This window comes from Nonomuraea longicatena (assembly GCF_039525605.1).
Classification (GTDB): Bacteria; Actinomycetota; Actinomycetes; order Streptosporangiales; family Streptosporangiaceae; genus Nonomuraea; species Nonomuraea longicatena.
In genome coordinates this window covers 238,065-255,680 of record NZ_BAAAHQ010000004.1, presented here as the reverse complement: position 1 = coordinate 255,680, position 17,616 = coordinate 238,065, and the positions used below count along the sequence as shown (strand labels likewise).

Annotated in this window: 14 protein-coding genes and 1 riboswitch; of the genes, 3 read left to right on the top strand and 11 right to left on the bottom strand. The window is 72.3% G+C overall.

Annotation, left to right across the window (positions count from 1 at the left end; translation table 11 throughout):
• The first annotated feature begins 47 nt into the window (after positions 1-47).
• A complete protein-coding gene (locus ABD120_RS06475) occupies positions 48-800 on the top strand; it encodes a DJ-1/PfpI family protein (protein WP_343948772.1) in 753 nt (250 codons plus the stop codon).
• On the opposite strand, the gene ABD120_RS06470 is transcribed toward ABD120_RS06475, so the two are convergent.
• From ABD120_RS06470 to ABD120_RS06455, 4 genes are all read right to left on the bottom strand, one after another.
• Positions 797-1,528 carry an NIPSNAP family protein gene (locus ABD120_RS06470; RefSeq protein ID WP_343948771.1) on the bottom strand — a complete coding sequence of 244 codons (732 nt, stop codon included), beginning with the start codon at positions 1,526-1,528 and terminating at the stop codon, positions 797-799. The genes ABD120_RS06475 and ABD120_RS06470 overlap by 4 nt on opposite strands.
• 77 nt (positions 1,529-1,605) lie before the next feature.
• Positions 1,606-2,037 carry an Rrf2 family transcriptional regulator gene (locus ABD120_RS06465; RefSeq protein ID WP_343948770.1) on the bottom strand — a complete coding sequence of 144 codons (432 nt, stop codon included), beginning with the start codon at positions 2,035-2,037 and terminating at the stop codon, positions 1,606-1,608.
• 131 nt (positions 2,038-2,168) lie between these two features.
• Positions 2,169-2,462: a hypothetical protein gene (locus ABD120_RS06460; RefSeq protein WP_343948769.1), complete on the bottom strand. Its 294-nt coding sequence runs from the start codon at positions 2,460-2,462 to the stop codon at positions 2,169-2,171.
• A gap of 425 nt (positions 2,463-2,887) precedes the next feature.
• Complete coding sequence (locus tag ABD120_RS06455; protein ID WP_343948768.1) at positions 2,888-5,113, bottom strand: WD40 repeat domain-containing protein; 2,226 nt, start codon at positions 5,111-5,113, stop codon at positions 2,888-2,890.
• Between the two features lie 98 nt (positions 5,114-5,211).
• Here ABD120_RS06455 and ABD120_RS06450 point away from each other — a divergent pair, with 98 nt between their 5' ends.
• The gene (locus ABD120_RS06450) at positions 5,212-5,679 is read left to right on the top strand and encodes a DUF6924 domain-containing protein (RefSeq protein WP_343948767.1); all 468 of its coding nucleotides are present in this window, start codon (positions 5,212-5,214) and stop codon (positions 5,677-5,679) included.
• A 55-nt stretch (positions 5,680-5,734) separates the two neighbouring features.
• On the opposite strand, the gene ABD120_RS06445 is transcribed toward ABD120_RS06450, so the two are convergent.
• From ABD120_RS06445 to ABD120_RS06435, 3 genes are read right to left on the bottom strand one after another with little or no spacing between them, the layout of a single operon-like run.
• Complete coding sequence (locus tag ABD120_RS06445; RefSeq protein ID WP_425563939.1) at positions 5,735-7,357, bottom strand: precorrin-2 C(20)-methyltransferase; 1,623 nt, start codon at positions 7,355-7,357, stop codon at positions 5,735-5,737.
• A 29-nt stretch (positions 7,358-7,386) separates the two neighbouring features.
• Positions 7,387-8,007 carry a precorrin-8X methylmutase gene (locus tag ABD120_RS06440; RefSeq protein WP_343948766.1) on the bottom strand — a complete coding sequence of 207 codons (621 nt, stop codon included), beginning with the start codon at positions 8,005-8,007 and terminating at the stop codon, positions 7,387-7,389.
• Positions 8,004-9,245, bottom strand: a complete 1,242-nt coding sequence (locus tag ABD120_RS06435) for a precorrin-3B synthase (RefSeq protein WP_343948765.1) — start codon at positions 9,243-9,245, stop codon at positions 8,004-8,006. Before ABD120_RS06435 ends, ABD120_RS06440 begins: the two co-directional genes overlap by 4 nt.
• 16 nt (positions 9,246-9,261) lie before the next feature.
• Positions 9,262-9,453: riboswitch (cobalamin riboswitch) on the top strand.
• Between the two features lie 30 nt (positions 9,454-9,483).
• Here ABD120_RS06435 and cobN point away from each other — a divergent pair.
• The gene (gene cobN, locus ABD120_RS06430) at positions 9,484-13,074 is read left to right on the top strand and encodes a cobaltochelatase subunit CobN (protein ID WP_343948764.1); all 3,591 of its coding nucleotides are present in this window, start codon (positions 9,484-9,486) and stop codon (positions 13,072-13,074) included.
• Here the strand turns inward: cobN and ABD120_RS06425 are convergent.
• Genes ABD120_RS06425 through ABD120_RS06410 form a run of 4 tightly spaced genes read right to left on the bottom strand, consistent with a single transcriptional unit; the run spans position 13,029 to position 17,591 of the window.
• Positions 13,029-14,354, bottom strand: a complete 1,326-nt coding sequence (locus ABD120_RS06425; protein ID WP_425563932.1) for a cobyrinic acid a,c-diamide synthase CobB — start codon at positions 14,352-14,354, stop codon at positions 13,029-13,031. The two genes, cobN and ABD120_RS06425, sit on opposite strands and share 46 nt — an antisense overlap.
• On the bottom strand, positions 14,348-14,944 hold the full coding sequence (gene cobO, locus ABD120_RS06420; protein WP_343948763.1) for a cob(I)yrinic acid a,c-diamide adenosyltransferase: 597 nt from the start codon (positions 14,942-14,944) through the stop codon (positions 14,348-14,350). The genes ABD120_RS06425 and cobO overlap by 7 nt, the downstream gene beginning before the upstream one ends.
• A 2-nt stretch (positions 14,945-14,946) precedes the next feature.
• The gene (locus ABD120_RS06415) at positions 14,947-17,049 is read right to left on the bottom strand and encodes a magnesium chelatase subunit D family protein (RefSeq protein WP_343948762.1); all 2,103 of its coding nucleotides are present in this window, start codon (positions 17,047-17,049) and stop codon (positions 14,947-14,949) included.
• A complete protein-coding gene (locus tag ABD120_RS06410; protein WP_343948761.1) occupies positions 17,046-17,591 on the bottom strand; it encodes a histidine phosphatase family protein in 546 nt (181 codons plus the stop codon). Before ABD120_RS06410 ends, ABD120_RS06415 begins: the two co-directional genes overlap by 4 nt.
• Between the last annotated feature and the right edge of the window lie 25 nt (positions 17,592-17,616).

Below are 17,616 nucleotides of genomic sequence, written 5' to 3'. Positions count from 1 at the left end.
CGGCTCGTGCGACCAGTGGAAGGAGATTCCCGAGGAAAGGTGCGGACATGGACGCCAACCGTAGATCGATGCTGAAAGCGGTGGCCACAGGCGGCGTGGGAGCGGGTCTGGGGGCGCTGGGCCTGGAGGCGCCGGCGGCAGCGCGGGCACGCGGGCTTCGGGTGGCGATCCTGCTGTACGACGGCTTCACCGCGTTGGACGCGGTGGGGCCCTACGAGGTGCTGTGCCGAGTGCCCGACGCTTCGGTGGTCACCGTGGCCAAACGGCTGGGTCCGGTGCGCACCGACACCGGAGTGCTCGGTCTGGTCGCCGACCGGACACTTCGTCAGGTGCGGCAGGCGGACGTGCTGCTCGTGCCGGGTGCGGGCAATCGGGGCGTCATCGCCGCCATGGAGGACGCGGAGACCGTCGACTGGGTACGCCGCCTGCACGAGCACACCACGTGGACGACCTCGGTGTGCACCGGTGCGCTGATCCTGGGCGCCGCCGGGTTGCTGCGCGGCGTGCCCGCCACCACGTACTGGGCGTCCCGGACCTATCTGGAGACCACGTTCGGCGCCCTCCCGTCGCCTGACCGCTTCGTCGAGTCAGGGAAGATCATCACGGCGGCGGGGGTGTCGGCCGGCATCGACATGGCACTGCACCTGGCGGCCAAGCTCACCGACGTACGGACGGCGCAGGCGCTGCAACTGGCGGTCGAGTACGACCCGCAGCCGCCCTTCGACACCGGCAGCCCCGACAAGGCCGGGCCCGACCTGCAGCGACTCGCCCTGAAACTCGTCGAGGAGGCCGCCCGCTAGCGCAGCACGGACCTCGTGGTGGGAGTCAGCCGCAACCGCTGCGGGGTCCTGGTCAGTGTCGCCGACAAGGTGGGCAGCACCGTTTCCCGCCACCGATCCGAGCGGTCCAGGAAGTCCAGATGCTCGGCGAGCTGCCGTTCGTCGGCGAACCTGGCGAACCATACGAAAGCGTTCTCGCCGGTCCTCACCGGCAGCGCCGGGAAGCTGTTCGCCGCATGTTCGGATTGCAGCCAGGCCAAGGGCGTGGCGCCCGCCTCCGTCAGAACGGGACGCATACGCCCGTCGAAGAACTCCGCGAACGTCTGGTCGAACAGGCCCTCGCCGTGATAGACGGTCGCGAGCACGAGGGACGGAGCCGAGGTCGTCTCCCCTGCCGGGGGCCGGACGGCGGGGGGCGGAAAGCCGGCCCGCGCCGTGACGGGTCTCAGCAGCAGTACGTCGTCAGAGTCGATCATCGTGCTGTTGGCCTGCTCGCGGTGGGTCTTCCAGATCGGCCCGCCGTAGAAGCGGCCGAGCGCCTCGGCGCGGCGCGTCATGTCGTCGAATCCCCGCAGCCAGACGAACCGGTCCGGGTCGTCCAGGTCGCGGAACTGTCCCAGGACGGTCATGCCGGCCGCTTCCTGCGACTCGATGAACTCCCGGTCGAAAAGGCGGATCAGCACGTCGCGCTGGCCGGGATGCAGCGTGTACTGCCTCAGTTCCACGATCGGGCACCGTACGTCGTGCACGAGGATCTCCTTCTGTTGACTGGAACAATCTTTGTTACAACAAGTGGTACGTCGAAGACCTGGCGAACCCGGGGCGGCTAGCTCGTCAGCAGGGTCTCGCGCAGCACGTCGGCTATCGACGTGCTCCCGAACTCCGTACGCAGAGCCAGCTCGGCCCTGCCGTAGACCTCACCCAGCGCGGGGCGGATCCCCTTGCCCACCGGGCAGGCGAGATTGGGCTCGGTATGATGCATGCCGAACAACGGGTCCTGCTCGACGGCGTCGTACACGTCGACCAGCAAGATCTCTTCCGGCACGCGAGCCAGCCTCCACCCGGCCCCCGCGCCGTGACGCACGACCACCAGGCCCGCTCGCCGCAGGTCACCGAGACTGCGCCGGATTATCACCGGATTCGTGTTCACGCTGGCGGCGACCTGATCAGAGGTCAGCAGCTCCGTTCCGCGACGGTGCGCGAGGGCCAGCCACGCCAGAATGTGCACCGCGATCGTGAGCCTGCTGTTCGCCGCCATCACCCCTCCTGCTGTAACAGCATCTATTACATTTAAGGCCGGGTCAATCGGCGATGCCCGCTCGATCGAGTTCGGGGCGGGCCATGGCCCCGGTGGTGACCACCGGGCCAGGCCCGTGCTCAGGCGTCCGATTACGACTTGCAGGTCCGCTTCCCTGACGTGTAGCCCGCGGCGTAGCCGATGTCGTATGCCTCGTCGGAGGAGACTCTTCCGGTCTGGCGGGGCGGGCCGCACGCCCTCCCGGCCTCGAATCCGTCCGCGTAACCCTCCGAGCAGAACGGCTTCTCATCCTTGTAGAAGCTTCTGCACACGGGCGGCGCGGCATTCGGGATCGCTGCGACGTGACTGTCGCCGGCGCTCGCAGACGTCGGGATGGGTGAGGCGTGCGAGGTCCCGATCGAACCGAACATCAGGGTGGCGATCATCGGACTGACGATGAGTAGCCGGTTTCCGTGCATCCTCGTCTCCTTCCTCATGAAGGCACCAGGTCCACGACGGGCGTCGGGGACTGAACCTCGGATGGCCTCAAGGCCGATCCGCATGAAGACGAACCTCGGAGTTCCTGCTTCCACGCCCTCTCGAAGGAGGGTTTCGCGGCGGAGGGCGCTGCCCCCGGACAGTGCGTGCCACCATGCGACGGCGCGTTCTACCAGGGTATTTCTACCTATCGGCCCGTCCAGACGGTTGACTTCGATATTGAGCGTGGTTTCGCCTGCCAGCCATAGATCTTGGAGTGTTTGCCGGAGGTTTAGGGCCCCTGCCCGTTTACGGCGGATCGGCCGCGCAGGACGAAGCACTCCGTGAGCAGCCGAATACCCCTTTATGCTCCAAGATCGGCGAGGGTGTGATCCTAGATCTCCTCGTCGGAGCCGGTGGCGACGATCCGTAGAGCGCACAGCGTCAGATGGTGCCTGTCGTGCGAGCCGAGGCCGAGGTGGGTCTCCAGCGGCGCCTGTTCAAGCAGATCGAGGACGGCGGAGACGTGGCGGGCGTGGGCGGCCTGCCGGACCAGTTCGGCGTTCACGCCCGAGCGTTGACCGCGAGGCGTCCGGAGGAACCTCTCGTGAGCCTCGGCGAGAGCGGCGATCTCCTCCGGGGTCGGCGGCTCGGGCGCCGGAGGCGCCGCCTCCCGCAGGATCTGCTCGATCCGTGGGGCGATCCGCAGGGGTTCGGGGCAGAGTTCGACGAACCGCCGCGCCCGGTCCGCATCGTTCCGCCGCGCGTACAGGACCGCGATCTCACGTGGCAGTCCGGAGGTGTGCCCTTCCTGGTCGCTCGCCCTGACCCGCTCGACCACCTTGCCGGCGAGGTCGAGCAGGTCCTCGAAGGTCGCGGTGTTCGGTGGTGGCCACGCGGGCGGCTCAGCCGGGCGCGGAGTGCCGCCTAGGAAGGGTTCCACCAGCTCATCGAGGGGAGGGGTGGCTCCGTCGGCGGCCTCGGCCGGGTTCGGGAAGATCTCCAGGTCGCCCCAGCGCACCGGCCAGGCGAACCGGCGGTCCACCGACCAGGCGAGCCGCGTGTCCAGGTCGGGTTCTCTGCCGGCAGGGGCGATCACCAGGCCGGGCTCGAACGCGACCGCCCAGGTATGCGCGTCCAGCGCGAAAGCGGGATGGGGACTGTGGTCCAAGCCGTGGTCCTCCCCGTCCTCGTCCAATGGATTCGGTCCGGACGGCTCCCGCAGGAACTCGAATGCGCCGACCACCTCGCCGCTCCCGGCCGCGACGAACCGTAGCCCCGGGATCGTCCCTTCGCCCTCGTCGAGCGAGGTGACGATGACGAGCACGTCGTCCGCGCCCCACAGCACTCCGTCCACGTCCTCCGGTACCTCGACCACCCGCAGTCGCTCAGGGTGCTCGCCCAGGTCCCAGACCTCGACCCGGCCCTCGTCGGTCACGCAGGCGGCGCGGCCGCCGTCCGGCGACCAGGCCCACGCGGTGAGGTCGGGCGTCATGTGCCCGGTCGGGCTGAGTGCCAGGTCCAGGTCGTAGTCGTGCTCGCCGCTCACGCTGAGGATGCGCACGCCCGGGCGCGCGCCTCTGTCGTCGTTCGCAGGCGCCACGACCGCCAGCCGTCCGGCAGGGCCCCAGGACAGCAGCGCGGTGCCGGGGCGGGCGGCGTGCACCGCCACCGGTTCCCCGGTCACCGCATCGCTGATCATCAACTGACCGTCCCGCTGGTGGGCCAGGTGCCGTTCGTCCGGGCTCCAGACCGGCAGCGGGCCGTCGAAGTCGTGGGTGTCGCGCAGCCAGACGACCCTGCGTTCGGCGACGTCGACGGAGCACGCCCACCCGGACGACTCGTACCCGTAGATCCGCTCGCCGTCCTTCGACCACGCGGACCAGTCGAGGCAGAGCGGCTTCCCCCGGAGCACGGCGCGCATCCCGTCCGGCAGCGATTCGACCGACACCAGAGCCTCGACGGCATCGATGTCCACGTCGTCGTCCATCGAGACGATTCGGCCTCGCCGGTCCTGCCCGTACCAGCCGCCCCACATCATCACGCGGTCGCCGTCGGGCGCGAAGGCGAAGTGCGGCCGCGAATCGCTCACGTTCGTCCGGGCGATCGGCTCGCCCCAGGAGTCCTCCGGGTCGCCGAACGGTTCCCAGATCCCCACCCGCGACTTGCCGTGCACCACCGCGACCCGGGAGGCGTCGGCCGACCACTGAAGCATGTGCCGGTCGCTCTCCCAGCCCACGCCACCGGGGATCCCGTCGATGACATTGACGCAGCGGCCGGTGGCGACCTCCCAGATCTGCAGCACACCGCCGTCGTCGAACTCCTCGCCGACCGCGCTCCCGAGTGCCAGGTACCGGCCGCAGGGGCTGAGCACGTGCGTCAGCACCTCGGCCCGGTGCGTGTCGGCATGGCGGAGACGGGCGCCGTACGCCTTGATCTTCGCGGTCGCGTGACGGTGTGCCTCGGTGACACCATGCGTTCGTTCCAACGCGGTGAGCGCGTCGCGCAGCGGCGGCAGATCGCGTTCAGGCGTGAACGCGGACCAGTCGGCGGCTTCGAGCATCTCTCGTGCCGCGTCGGGATCCCCTGCCATCTCGGGGAACGTGCCAGCAATGATCATGTCGCCAGACGTTAACGAACAAGGGTGACACTATGACCGGGCGCCGGGGCCCGAGGCGGGTGACCCGCGCTCCCGGCGAGTGGGCGAGGTGTTCGCCGATGCTGGCAGAATGCATGGTTATGTCGAACATACTATCGTCTAGTGACGAACTGCTGGTGATCCGTACGGACTTCTCCGCGCCTGAGGCGTGGGCTGCCGTCCGCGCGGCGATCAAATCGACCGAGAACGAGGACGAGTGGCCTGAGGAGGAGGATGACGAGGACGAGCCCTTCGTGGCGGTCCAATACCTTGATGATCCGGCCCACGACGGCGCCACAGCGGAGCAGATCCTCGCTCTGCTGCCGGAGGAGTACAAGCCCACGTTCTTCGTCGTGGTGGACAAAGCCACCATCCGGTCGCCGGAGATGCCGCTCCTTCTCGTCGACCTGAGGAGGGAGATGGGGCGCCAGATGCGGGCCGTCCCGGCCGCGTTGGCCTCGATCGAAATCAATCTCTCGATCGGCAACATGGACTTCGCGGAATTCGCCGACTCCATGGATGAGGACGGTGTCTTTCGCGGGTTCTGACGAGGGCAGCCAGAACCCTGTCTCCTGATCATCCGGCGAGTCGACCGGGTCCGGGTCAGGGGTAGCGGCGGGGGGTGTAGACCTGGCCGGACGGGGCCACTCGCGTCGTTGAGGAGCCGATGATCAGGAGGCAGCGCATGTCCACCTGGGTGGGGTCGAAGTCGCCCAACGTGGTGACGATGATCGACTCGGCGGCGCCGCCGACGTTCCTGCCGATGATCACCGGTGTGGCCGGGTCACGGTGTTCCAGCAGCAGATCGCGGGTGGCGGCAAGCTGCCAGGTACGGCTGCGCGAGGCCGGGTTGTAGATCGCCAGCACCAGGTCGGCCCGCGCGGCGGCGGAGATCCGCTCGGCGATCACCTCCCACGGCTTCAGCAGGTCGGACAGCGACAGCACGCAGTAGTCGTGCCCCAGCGGCGCGCCGGCCCGGCTCGCCACCGCCTGCGCCGCCGTCAGTCCCGGCACCACCCGTACCGGGACGTCGGGGAAGTCGGCGGCCACCTCCAGCACCGCGCTGGCCATCGCGAACACGCCGGGGTCGCCCGACGACACCACCGCCACCCGGCGTCCTTCCCGGGCCAGTTCCAGCGCGTGCCTGGCGCGCTCGGCCTCCACCCGGTTGTCCGTACGGTGGCGCTCCTGGCGCGGGTTCTGGGCCACCCGGTCCACGTACGGCCCGTAACCGACCAGGTCGGTCGCGGCGGCCAGCGCCTCCTGCGCCTCCGGCGTCAGCCACGGCCGCCCGGCCGGTCCGAGCCCCACCACGGCCACCTCGCCGGGCGTGCCTGTCGGCAGACGGTCGCCGTGCGAGGACTGCCCGAGCGGGGCGACCGGCTCAGAAGCGACCGACCCGGAAGCGAGCGGCTCAGAGGCGAGCGGCTCGGGGACGAAGGTGCGCTCGGCCGGGCTGGCCAGCAGGGCCAGGGAGAAGTACGGGACGGTGTCCGGGTCGACGTCCTTCAGCGGCGCAACCCGCTCGGCGCCGGTCGTGGCGCGCTCGACGTACCAGGCGTCGTCGAGCCGTCCTGCCTGCGCGAACGCGTCGCGGACCTTCTCGAACGTACGGCCCAGCTTCAGCACCGCCGCCGAGTCCGTGGCCGCCAGCCGTTCGGACAGGACCTCGGCCGGAAGCGTCCCCGGCAGGACGGTCAGCACCTCGTCCCGCTCCACCAGCGGACGGCCGAGGACCGCCGCCGCGCCGCTCACCGACGTCACGCCCGGCACCACCTCGGTCGGGTAGCGGTGGGCCAGGCGCTTGTGCAGGTGCATGTACGACCCGTAGAAGAGCGGATCCCCCTCGCCCAGCACCACGACGGTACGGCCCGCGTCGAGATGGGTGGCCAGCCGGGCCGCGCACTCCACGTAGAAGTCGTCCAGCGCGCCCTGGTAGCCGCCCGGGTGGTCGGTGGTCTCGGTGGTCAGCGGGTACAGCAGCAGTTCCTCGACCTGCCCCTCCCGCATGTACGGCAACGCGATCGACCGGGCGATGCTCCGTCCGTGCCTGGCCGCGTGGTAGGCGATCACGTCGGCCACGCCGATGAGCCGCGCGGCCTTGACCGTGACCAGTTCCGGGTCCCCCGGCCCCAGCCCGACCCCGTACAACCGCCCGGCACCTACCGCCACGCCCGCCCCGTCGCCGCCCGCCGTCGCCGGGGCCTGTCCGCCGGTTTCCGTCATGGCCGGGTTCTCCGCATCGCTCACGCCGTCTACTCCCGCTCGCTCGCGATGGCGTTGATCGCCGCCGCCGTCATCGCACTGCCGCCTCGGCGGCCGTGCACCACCAGGTGTTCCAGATCGCTGTCGGCCAGTGCCCGCTTGGACTCGGCCGCGCCGATGAACCCCACCGGGATGCCCAGCACCGCGGCGGGCCGTCCCGCCCCTTCCTCGACCATTTCCAGCAGCCGGAACAGGGCCGTCGGCGCGTTGCCGATCGCGACGACCGCGCCGTCGAGGCGGTCGCGCCACAGTTCGAGGGCGGCGGCGCTGCGGGTGGTGCCGAGCCGTTCGGCCAGCCCGGGTACGGCGGGGTCGGACAGGGTGCAGACCACCTCGTTGTCCGCCGGGAGCCTGCTGCGGGTGACGCCGGAGGCGACCATCATCGCGTCGCAGAGAATCGGCGCGCCCGCCCGCAGCGCCGTCCGGGCCGCCGCGACCGCGCCCGGCGACCAGCCCAGGTCGGTGACCAGGTCGGTCATCCCGCAGGCGTGGATCATCCGGACGGCCACCTGCGCGAGGTCCGGCGGCAGGCCGGTGAGGTCGCTCTCGGCGCGGATGGTGGCGAACGACTGCCGGTAGATCTCGGCGCCGTCGCGGATGTAGTCGGTCACTGCTGCCTCTCCTGATACCCGTCCGGGGTAGCCACCATCTGAATCACCGAACCGCGCGGAAGCCCGCACAGCCGTTCACACCCCGCCCAGTGCACCGGCAGTTCGCCACCGCCCGCACCGCCACGGCCCGCCCGCACCCACGCGGCCGCATCGGCCTGTACGTCGGCGAGGGCCTTCGCGCACCCGGGGCGGCCGGTGCAGGCGGTGACCCCGGTCCACGAGGAGTCGGGATCGGTGACCAGTCCGGCTTGTTGCAGCCGGAGTGCCAGGTCGGTGGCGTGCTGGGGGTCGAGGTCCAGGAGGACGACGGTACGCCAGGGGGTCAACCGTACGGACTCGGCGACCTGGGCCAGCACTCGGGCCTGTACGGCGGTCAGCCGCCCGAGCGGCACCACGGCCTCCAGCGCCACCCGCCCGTCCCGAAGCCCCACGGCCCCGGCCCGCCGGATTCCCCGATCAGGCCCGGCGACAGAAGGCGCCCACCTGTCCCCGGACACCCCGAGACCGGCCGCCGACAGGTTCTCGCGCAATCGGGCCGCCACCCGCGCCGGGCCGTCGGGCAGCTCGGCGATGCGCCAGGCGCCGTCGGGGCCGCGCACATCCAGGAACGCCTCGGCCGCCGCGATCATCAGCGCCACGGCCTCCTCAACGGGAAAGCGCAGGCCGATGTCCTCCCCGGCGAGCAACAGCCCGACGCCGGATACCGGCGTCACGTCGGCATCCAGCGCGGCTTCGGGCACGGGCTTCACGTCGGCGCCCAGCCCGGCGGCGGGGACCAGCGTCACGTCGGCGCCCAGCGCGGTCACGTCACCGCTGCCGTCGTCCAGTGCGAACAGGAACCGCCCCGGCAACCCGGCCAATCGCGCGTTCCCGCACAGGGCGGCGTCCAGCGCCTCGACCAGGGGGTCGGTGTCCAGCACGCCGACCGTTCCGCGCCCGCCCAGCGGGGAGGCGATGATGTTGCGGACGCGTTCGTGTGACGGCGACGGCAGCAGCCCCGCGTCCGCGAGGCGCCGTGCGAAGTCCGTCGGTGAGCGCAGCGCGCGGACCTGGACGTTGGCCCGCGAGGTGAGTTCGACCACCTCGGTGTGCCCGGCCAGCACCAGCAACTGGGCAGCGGTGATCCGCCCGCCGGGCAGGCGGACCCTGGCCAGCGGCCCGTCGGCGGCCTGGTGCACCTGCAGCGCCCCCGGACAGGCATCTGGCCCATTACGTCCGGAAAAGTCGGCTATGGACACGGAGAGGATGGTAACGCCACTTCCCTGTGCCGTAGGCTCAGCGGTAGGCGACGGCACAGGAGGAAACCGGTGAGAAACCGGTGCGGTCCCGCCACTGTAACCGGGGAGCGACCCCCACCACAGGCCACTGCCCGGCGACGGGCGGGAAGGTCAGGGGTGAACGTCGATCCGGGAGCCAGGAGACTTCTGCCGTCGTGACACCCACGACCGGGGCGAGGACCCCGAGGGAGGACTCCCCTTGCCTGGCGACAGCCGTACCGTCCTGCTGCTCTCCACCTCCGACACCGACCTCCTGAGCGCGCGCGCCAGCGGCGCCGACTACCGGCTCGGCAACCCCGCGCGGCTCCTGCCAGAGGACCTGCCCGCCCTCGTGGAGGGCACCGACCTGGTCGTGGTCCGCCTGCTCGGCGGCAGGCGTGCCTGGGAGGAGGGTCTCGACGTCCTGCTGAACGGTCACCGGCCGGTGGTCGTCCTCGGCGGCGAGCAGGCCCCGGACGCCGAGCTCATGGAGCTGTCCACGGTCACCGGCGGCGTCTGCGCCGAGTCCCACGCCTACCTCGCCCACGGCGGCCCCGCCAACCTGGCCGAACTGCACGCCTTCCTGTCGGACACGGTGCTGCTGACCGGCCGGGGCTTCGCGCCGCCCGTGGCCGCCCCCGCCTGGGGGACGCTGGAACGCACCGCCCACACCCAGGACGGCCCGGTCGTCGGCATCCTCTACTACCGGGCCCACCACATGGCGGGCAACACCGGCTTCGTCGAGGCGCTCAGCGCGGCCGTCGAGGACGCGGGCGGCCAGGCGATGCCGGTCTTCTGCTCATCGCTGCGTACCGCTGAACCGGAGCTGCTCGACACGCTGCGGCGGGCGGACGCGCTGGTGGTGACCGTACTGGCCGCCGGTGGGTCGCGGCCCGCGACGGCGGGTGCGGGCGGCGACGACGAGGCGTGGGACGTCGGGGCGCTGGCCGAACTCGACGTGCCGATCCTCCAGGGCCTGTGCCTGACCAGCGACAGGAAGGCGTGGGAGGACAACGACGACGGCCTGTCGCCGCTGGATGCCGCCTCGCAGGTCGCGATCCCCGAGTTCGACGGCCGGATCATCACCGTGCCGTTCTCGTTCAAGGAGGTCGACGAGGACGGCCTCACCGTGTACGTCGCCGACCCCGAACGCGCCGCCCGCGTCGCGGGCATCGCCGTCAGGCACGCCCGCCTACGGCACACGCCGCCCGCCGAGCGCAGGCTGGTGGTGATGCTGTCGGCGTACCCGACCAAGCATTCGCGCGTCGGCAACGCCGTCGGTCTCGACACCCCGGCCAGCACGGTGAAACTGCTGGCCAGGCTCGCGGAGGCGGGCTACGACCTGGGCGCGGGCTTCCCCGGCGTCGCGGAGCAGGACGGCGACGCGCTGATCCACGCGCTGATCGCGGCGGGCGGCCAGGACCCCGACTGGCTCACCGACGAACAGCTCGCGGGCAACCCGGTGCGGATCTCCGCAGAGACTTACCGCACCTGGTACGACACACTGCCCGCCGACCTGCGCGACGGCATGGAGCGCCACTGGGGCCCGCCGCCCGGCGAGCTGTTCGTGCAGGACGGCGACATCGTCCTGGCCGCGTTGCGCGCCGGGAACGTCGTGGTGATGGTGCAGCCGCCGCGCGGCTTCGGCGAGAACCCGATCGCCATCTACCACGACCCCGACCTGCCGCCCAGCCACCACTACCTGGCGGCCTACCGGTGGCTGTCGGCGGAGTTCGGCGCGCACGCGATGATCCACGTGGGCAAGCACGGCAACCTGGAGTGGCTGCCGGGCAAGTCGGCCGGGATGTCGGCCTCGTGCGGCACCGACGCGGCCATCGGCGACCTGCCGCTGATCTACCCGTTCCTGGTCAACGACCCGGGCGAGGGCACGCAGGCCAAGCGGCGGGCGCACGCGGTGCTGGTGGACCACATGGTGCCGCCGATGGCCCGCGCCGAGACTTACGGCGATATTTCACGACTTGAGCAGTTGCTGGACGAGCACGCCACCATCGCCGCCATGGACCCGGCCAAACTGCCCGCGATCCGCGCCCAGATCTGGACGCTGATCCAGGCCGCGCGGCTCGACCACGACCTCGGCATGGCCGACCGGCCGCACGACACCGAGTTCGACGACTTCCTGCTGCACGTGGACGGCTGGCTGTGCGAGGTGAAGGACGCGCAGATCCGCGACGGCCTGCACGTACTCGGCCAGGCGCCGGAGGGCACCGTACGGGTGGACCTGGTGCTGGCCATGCTGCGGGCCAGGCAGATGTGGGCGGGCAAGGAGAGCCTGCCCGGCCTGCGCGAGGCGCTCGGACTACGTGAGGACGGCAGCGCCGCCCTCGGCGAGGTGGACCGCGCGGAGGCGACCGCCCGCGCGCTGGTCGAGGCCATGGAGGAGGGCGGCTGGGAGCCGTCGGCCGCCGCCGGGGTGGTCGCGCAGGTGCTGGACGGACCGGACGAACTGGTCGAGCGCATCCTGGTGTTCGCCGCGACCGAGGTGGTGCCGAGGCTGCGCCGTACGACGGACGAGATCGACCACCTGCTGCACGCCCTCGACGGCGGGTACGTCCCGGCCGGGCCGAGCGGTTCGCCGCTGCGCGGGCTGATCAACGTGCTGCCGACCGGCCGCAACTTCTACTCCGTCGATCCCCGCGCGGTGCCGAGCAGGCTGGCGTGGGAGACCGGCCAGGCGATGGCCGACTCGCTGCTGGAGCGCTACCGCGCCGACACCGGCGAGTGGCCCCGCTCGGTCGGCCTGTCGGTGTGGGGCACCAGTGCGATGCGGACGGCGGGCGACGACGTGGCCGAGGTGCTGGCCCTGCTCGGCGTGCGTCCGGAATGGGATGAAGCCTCGCGCCGCGTGACCCGGCTGGAGCCGGTCCCGCTGGCCGAGCTGGGCCGTCCCCGCATCGACGTGACCGTGCGCATCAGCGGCTTCTTCCGCGACGCCTTCCCGCACGTGGTGGCGATGCTCGACGACGCCGTACGGCTGGTGGCAGGGCTGGAGGAGTCCGACGCGGACAACTACGTGCGCGCCCACGTCAGGTCGGAGGCGCACGGCGACGAGCGGCGAGCCACGATGCGCATCTTCGGCTCCGCGCCGGGCGCGTACGGCGCCGGGCTGCTGCCGCTGATCGACAGCCGCAACTGGCGCGACGACGCCGACCTCGCCGAGGTGTACGCCGTGTGGGGCGGCTTCGCCTACGGCCGTGACCTGGAGGGCGTGCCCGCCAGGCAGGACATGGAGAACGCCTACCGCAGGATCGCGGTCGCGGCCAAGAACGTGGACACCCGCGAGCACGACATCGCCGACTCCGACGACTACTTCCAGTACCACGGCGGCATGGTCGCCACCGTGCGGGCGCTGACCGGCCGGGCCCCGGCCGCGTACGTCGGCGACAGCACCCGCCCCGACGCGGTCCGCACCCGCACGCTGTCGGAGGAGACCTCGCGCATCTTCCGCGCCCGCGTGGTCAACCCGCAGTGGCTGGCGGCGATGCGCAGGCACGGCTACAAGGGCGCCTTCGAGCTGGCGGCGACGGTCGACTACCTGTTCGGCTACGACGCGACCACGGGCGTGATGGCCGACTGGATGTACGACAAACTCACCCAGACGTACGTCCTGGACCCGGAGAACCAGGCGTTCATGGCCAAGTCGAACCCGTGGGCGCTGCACGGCATCGCCGAGCGCCTGCTGGAGGCGGCCGAGCGCGGCATGTGGGAGCACCCGGACCCCGACACGCTGCGCGACCTCCAGGAGGTCTACCTCAAGACCGAGGGCGACCTGGAGGACGACACGAGCCGCTGAGCCAGCTCCGGCCGTCCCGCCCAGTGCAGGTGTAGGTAGGAGGCGGTGAGGAGGGCGTCGCCGTAGCCGTCGGCGCCGCCCTCCCAGCGGAACAGCGGCTCGCCGCCGCCGTCGTGGACGGTGCGGTGGAACTCGTGGCCCCGGTAGCGCTCGCCGGTCCTGGTGAGCAGGGAGTCCCGGGTGGCGACGGCCTCCCGGTAGCCGAGGGTGAGCTTGGCCGTCATCCTGGCGGTTCCCGGCACCCTCCCGCACATGCGGCGGCCGTCGAGTTCCTCGCACAGGTAGAGCAGGCCCGCGCATTCGGCGGCGATGGGACCGTCGAAGGCGGCGACCTGCTCGCGCAGGCGGGTGTTGGCGGCCAGTTCCGTCGCGTACACCTCGGGGAAACCGCCGCCCACGACGAGGGCGCCGGCGCCGTCCGGCAGGCGCTCGTCGTGGAGGGGGTCGAAGACGGCGACGTCGGCCCCGGCCGCGCGCAGCAGTTCGACGTGCTCGGCGTAGCCGAACGTGAACGCGGCGCCTCCGGCGACCGCCACGACCTTTCTGTCCACAGGCTGTGGACAACCCGGCGGCTCCCAGGTACGGCCCGGCAGCGGCGGGGCCGTACGGGCCAGGCGCATGAGCGCGTCGAGGTCGCACGAGCGGGCGACCAGTCCGCCCAGCCGCGCGACCGCCGCGACCGCCTCCTGCTCGCGCTCGGCGGCCGGGATGAGTCCCAGGTGGCGGGAGGGCGTCTCCACGGCGTCGTCGCGGCGGATCGCACCCAGGACGTCCACACCGGACAGCGCCGCCCGGCACAGTTCCTCGTGCCGGTCGGAACCCACCCGGTTGAGGATGACACCGCCCACCCGCACCCGGGGGTCGAACGTGGCGAAGCCATGCACCAGCGCCGCCACGGACCGGCTCTGCCTGGCCGCGTCCACCACCAGCACGACCGGGGCGTCGAGCAGCCGCGCCACGTGCGCGGTCGAGGCGAAGTCGGTGTCGCCCCTGCCGTCGAACAGCCCCATCACGCCCTCGACGACCGCGACGTCGGCGCCCGCCGCGCCGTGCGCGAACAGCGGCACGACCCGCTCCTCGCCGGTCAGCCACGGATCCAGGTTGCGGCCCGGCCGTCCGCTGGCCAGCGCGTGGTAGCCGGGGTCGATGTAGTCGGGGCCCACCTTGTGCGGCGAGACGGCGAGGCCCCGGGCCCGCAACGCGGCCATGAGCCCGGTCGCCACCGTCGTCTTGCCGCTGCCCGACGCCGGTGCCGCGACGACCAGCCGTGGGACTACCACTCGATACCCTTCTGCCCCTTCTGCCCGGCGTCCATGGGGTGGCGCACCTTGCCCATCTCGGTCACCAGGTCGGCGGCCTCGACCAGGCGCTGCGGCGCGTCTCGGCCGGTGATCACCACGTGCTGGTTGCCCGGCCTGCCGGTCAGCGTCTCCATGACGTCGTCGAGGTCCAGCCAGCCCCACTTCAGCGGGTAGGTGAACTCGTCCAGGACGTAGAAGCGGTAGGTCTCGGCGGCGAGGTCGCGCTTGATCTGCGCCCAGCCCTCCCGGGCGTCGTCGGAGTGGTCGGCGCCGGGACGCTGGATCCACGACCAGCCCTCGCCCATCTTGTGCCAGGTCACCGGGCCGCCCTCGCCCGTCGCGCCGAGCACGGTGAGCGCCCGTTCCTCGCCGATGCGCCACTTGGCCGACTTCACGAACTGGAACACCCCGATCGGCCAGCCCTGGTTCCAGGCGCGCAGCGCCATGCCGAACGCGGCCGTCGACTTGCCCTTGCCCGGACCGGTGTGCACCATCAGCAGCGGCCGGGCCCGCCGCTGCCTGGTCGTGAGCCCGTCGTCGGGAACGACGGACGGCTTGCCCTGCGGCATGGTCAGCTCGCCTTTCTGTGGTCGTGGACGACGGTTCCGAGTTCGGACAGGGGTACGGCGCGGGCCCGCAGGCGGGCGGCCAGGCGGGTGGCGAGGCCGAGCCGTACGGGGCCGCTCTCGCAGTCCACGACCACGCTCGCGGTGCCCTCCAGCAGCGCCGCCGCCCGGTCCACGTCGCCGCCCGAGGTCGCGCGGCCGTCGGTCACCAGCACCAGCAGCGGGCGCCGCGACGGGTCACGCAGCCGCTCCACCCGCAGCACCTCCGCCGCCCTGACCAGCCCGGCGGCCAGCGGGGTCCGCCCGCCGGTCGGCAGCGAGCGCAGCCGGGCGGCACCCGCCTCCACCGACGAGGTCGGCGGCAGCGCCAGTTCGGCGCCCGTGCCCCTGAAGGTGATCAGGCCCACCTTGTCGCGCCGCTGGTAGGCGTCCAGGAGCAGGCTGAGGACGGCGGTCTTCACCGCGCCCATCCGCTTGCGGGCGGCCATCGAACCGCTGGCGTCCACGACGAACAGCACCAGGTTGCCTTCCCTGCCCTCCCGCACGACCTGGCGCAGGTCGTCGGGGCGCAGCAGCAGGCCGGAGCCGGTCCTGCCCCGGTCGCGCTGGTGCGGGGCGGCGGCCAGGAGGGTGGCGGTCACGTGCAGGTCCCGCACCCGGCCGTCGGGACGGCGGGAGCCGGTGGCGCGGCCGTGGGCGGTCCGCGCGCGTGAGCGCCGCCCCGCGACCCCTTCGCCGAGGCCCGGCACGTTCAACAACCTCACCTTGTACGGCGCCGCCGCCGCGGCCACCTGCCCACCGACCGGCACACCACTCACCCCGTCGGCCCCGTCCTCGCCCGGCCTTCCGTGCCCGGCCCGGCCGTCCTGGCCCGACCCGGACGGCGGCCCGCTGTCGAGGCCCTCCTCCGCCGCGCCGGAGTGGTCCGGGTCGAGGCCGGAGTCCGCGCCCCTGTCCGGCCCTCCGTCCGGGCCGGAGCCCTCGGACCCGTCCGGGCCGGTGGCTCGCCCGTCGGTGCCGTCCGATCCCGTCGTCCCGCCGTCGGGGCCTGAGCCGTCAGGTCCGGAAATATCGTGACCTGGGCCGTCGTCGTCGGGATCGTCTGGTCCAAGGAGGTCGTCCAGCAGCGACTCGTCCATGCCCGGCGCGTCGAACGGGTCGCGGCGACGCCGGTGCGGCAGCGACAGCCGGGCCGCCGCCCGCACGTCCTCCCTGGTCACGACGTCCCGGCCGTGCCAGGCCGCGTGCGCGACCGCCGCGTTGGCCGTGACGATGTCGGCGCGCAACCCGTCCACCTCGAACCCGGCGCACACCGTGGCGATCTGCACCAGGCGCTTGTCCGGCAACCGTACGGACGGGACGCGGTCGCGGGCCCGCGCGATCCGCTGGGCCAGCGCCGCCTCCTCCTCCCGCCAGCCCTGCGCGAAACCTTCGGGGTCGGCGTCGAAGGCGAGGCGGCGGCGGACCACCTCCGCGCGCTCCCCCGGATCGCGCGACGCCCGCACCTCCACCGTGAGCCCGAACCGGTCGAGCAACTGCGGCCGCAGCTCGCCCTCCTCGGGATTCATGGTGCCGACCAGCAGGAACCTGGCCGCGTGCCGGACGGACACGCCCTCGCGCTCGACGTAGCAGGTGCCCAGAGCGGCCGCGTCGAGCAGCAGGTCCACGAGATGGTCGTGGAGCAGGTTGACCTCGTCCACGTAGAGCACGCCCCGGTGGGCGGCGGCCAGCAGGCCGGGCTCGAACGCCTTCACGCCCTCGGTCAGCGCCCGCTCCACGTCGAGCGACCCGGCCAGCCGGTCCTCCGACGCGCCGACGGGCAGTTCCACCAACGCGGCCGGACGACGGACCGCCGCCGCGCCGGGCTCGTGGGGGCCGTCCGGGCAGGCGGGGTCCGGGGCGGCGGGGTCGCAGCTGAAGCGACACCCGGACACGACCTCCACCTGCGGCAACTGGGTGGCGAGCGCGCGTACGACGGTGGACTTGGCCGTGCCCTTCTCACCGCGCACGAGCACCCCGCCCACCCTCGGCGACACGGCGTTGAGCACCAGCGCGAGTTTCAGGTCGGCGAGCCCGACGACGGCGCTGAACGGGTAGGAGGCGATCAAGAGCGAACCTTCCGGTTGACGTGAGCGACCCGCCACCCTCCGGTGGCGGCGGTGAGTTCGGTGGTGGACAGCGGCGCGAAGTCGATCAGCGCCGCCCGCAGGACGTCGAGGCCGAGCACGTGGGCGAGCACCGCCCGCAGCACCCCCACGTCGCAGACCACAACACGGGGCCCAGTGGGAGGCGCAGTGGGAGGCGCAGTGGCGGACCCGGTCGCAGACCCAATGACGGACCCAGAGGCGGACCCGGTCGCAGGCCCGGTGGCGGGCCCGGTGGCGGGCCCGGTGGCGGGCCCGATGGTTGACAGGGTCGCGGGCAGCCCGTCGAGCCACCGGGCGACGCGGGCGTGCAGGGCGGCGCGGCTCTCACCGCCGTGGGGTGCGGCGTGCGGGTCGGCGAGCCAGCGGGCCAGGGCGTCCGGCTCACGCCGGGCGACCTCCGCGTACGGCAGCCCGCGCCACCGCCCCGCTTCGGCCTCCCGCAGCGCGGCCACCTCGACCGGCACCAGCCCCATGGCCGTCGCGGTCTGCCGGGCGGCAGCCACCGGTGCGACCATCGCGACCCCGGCC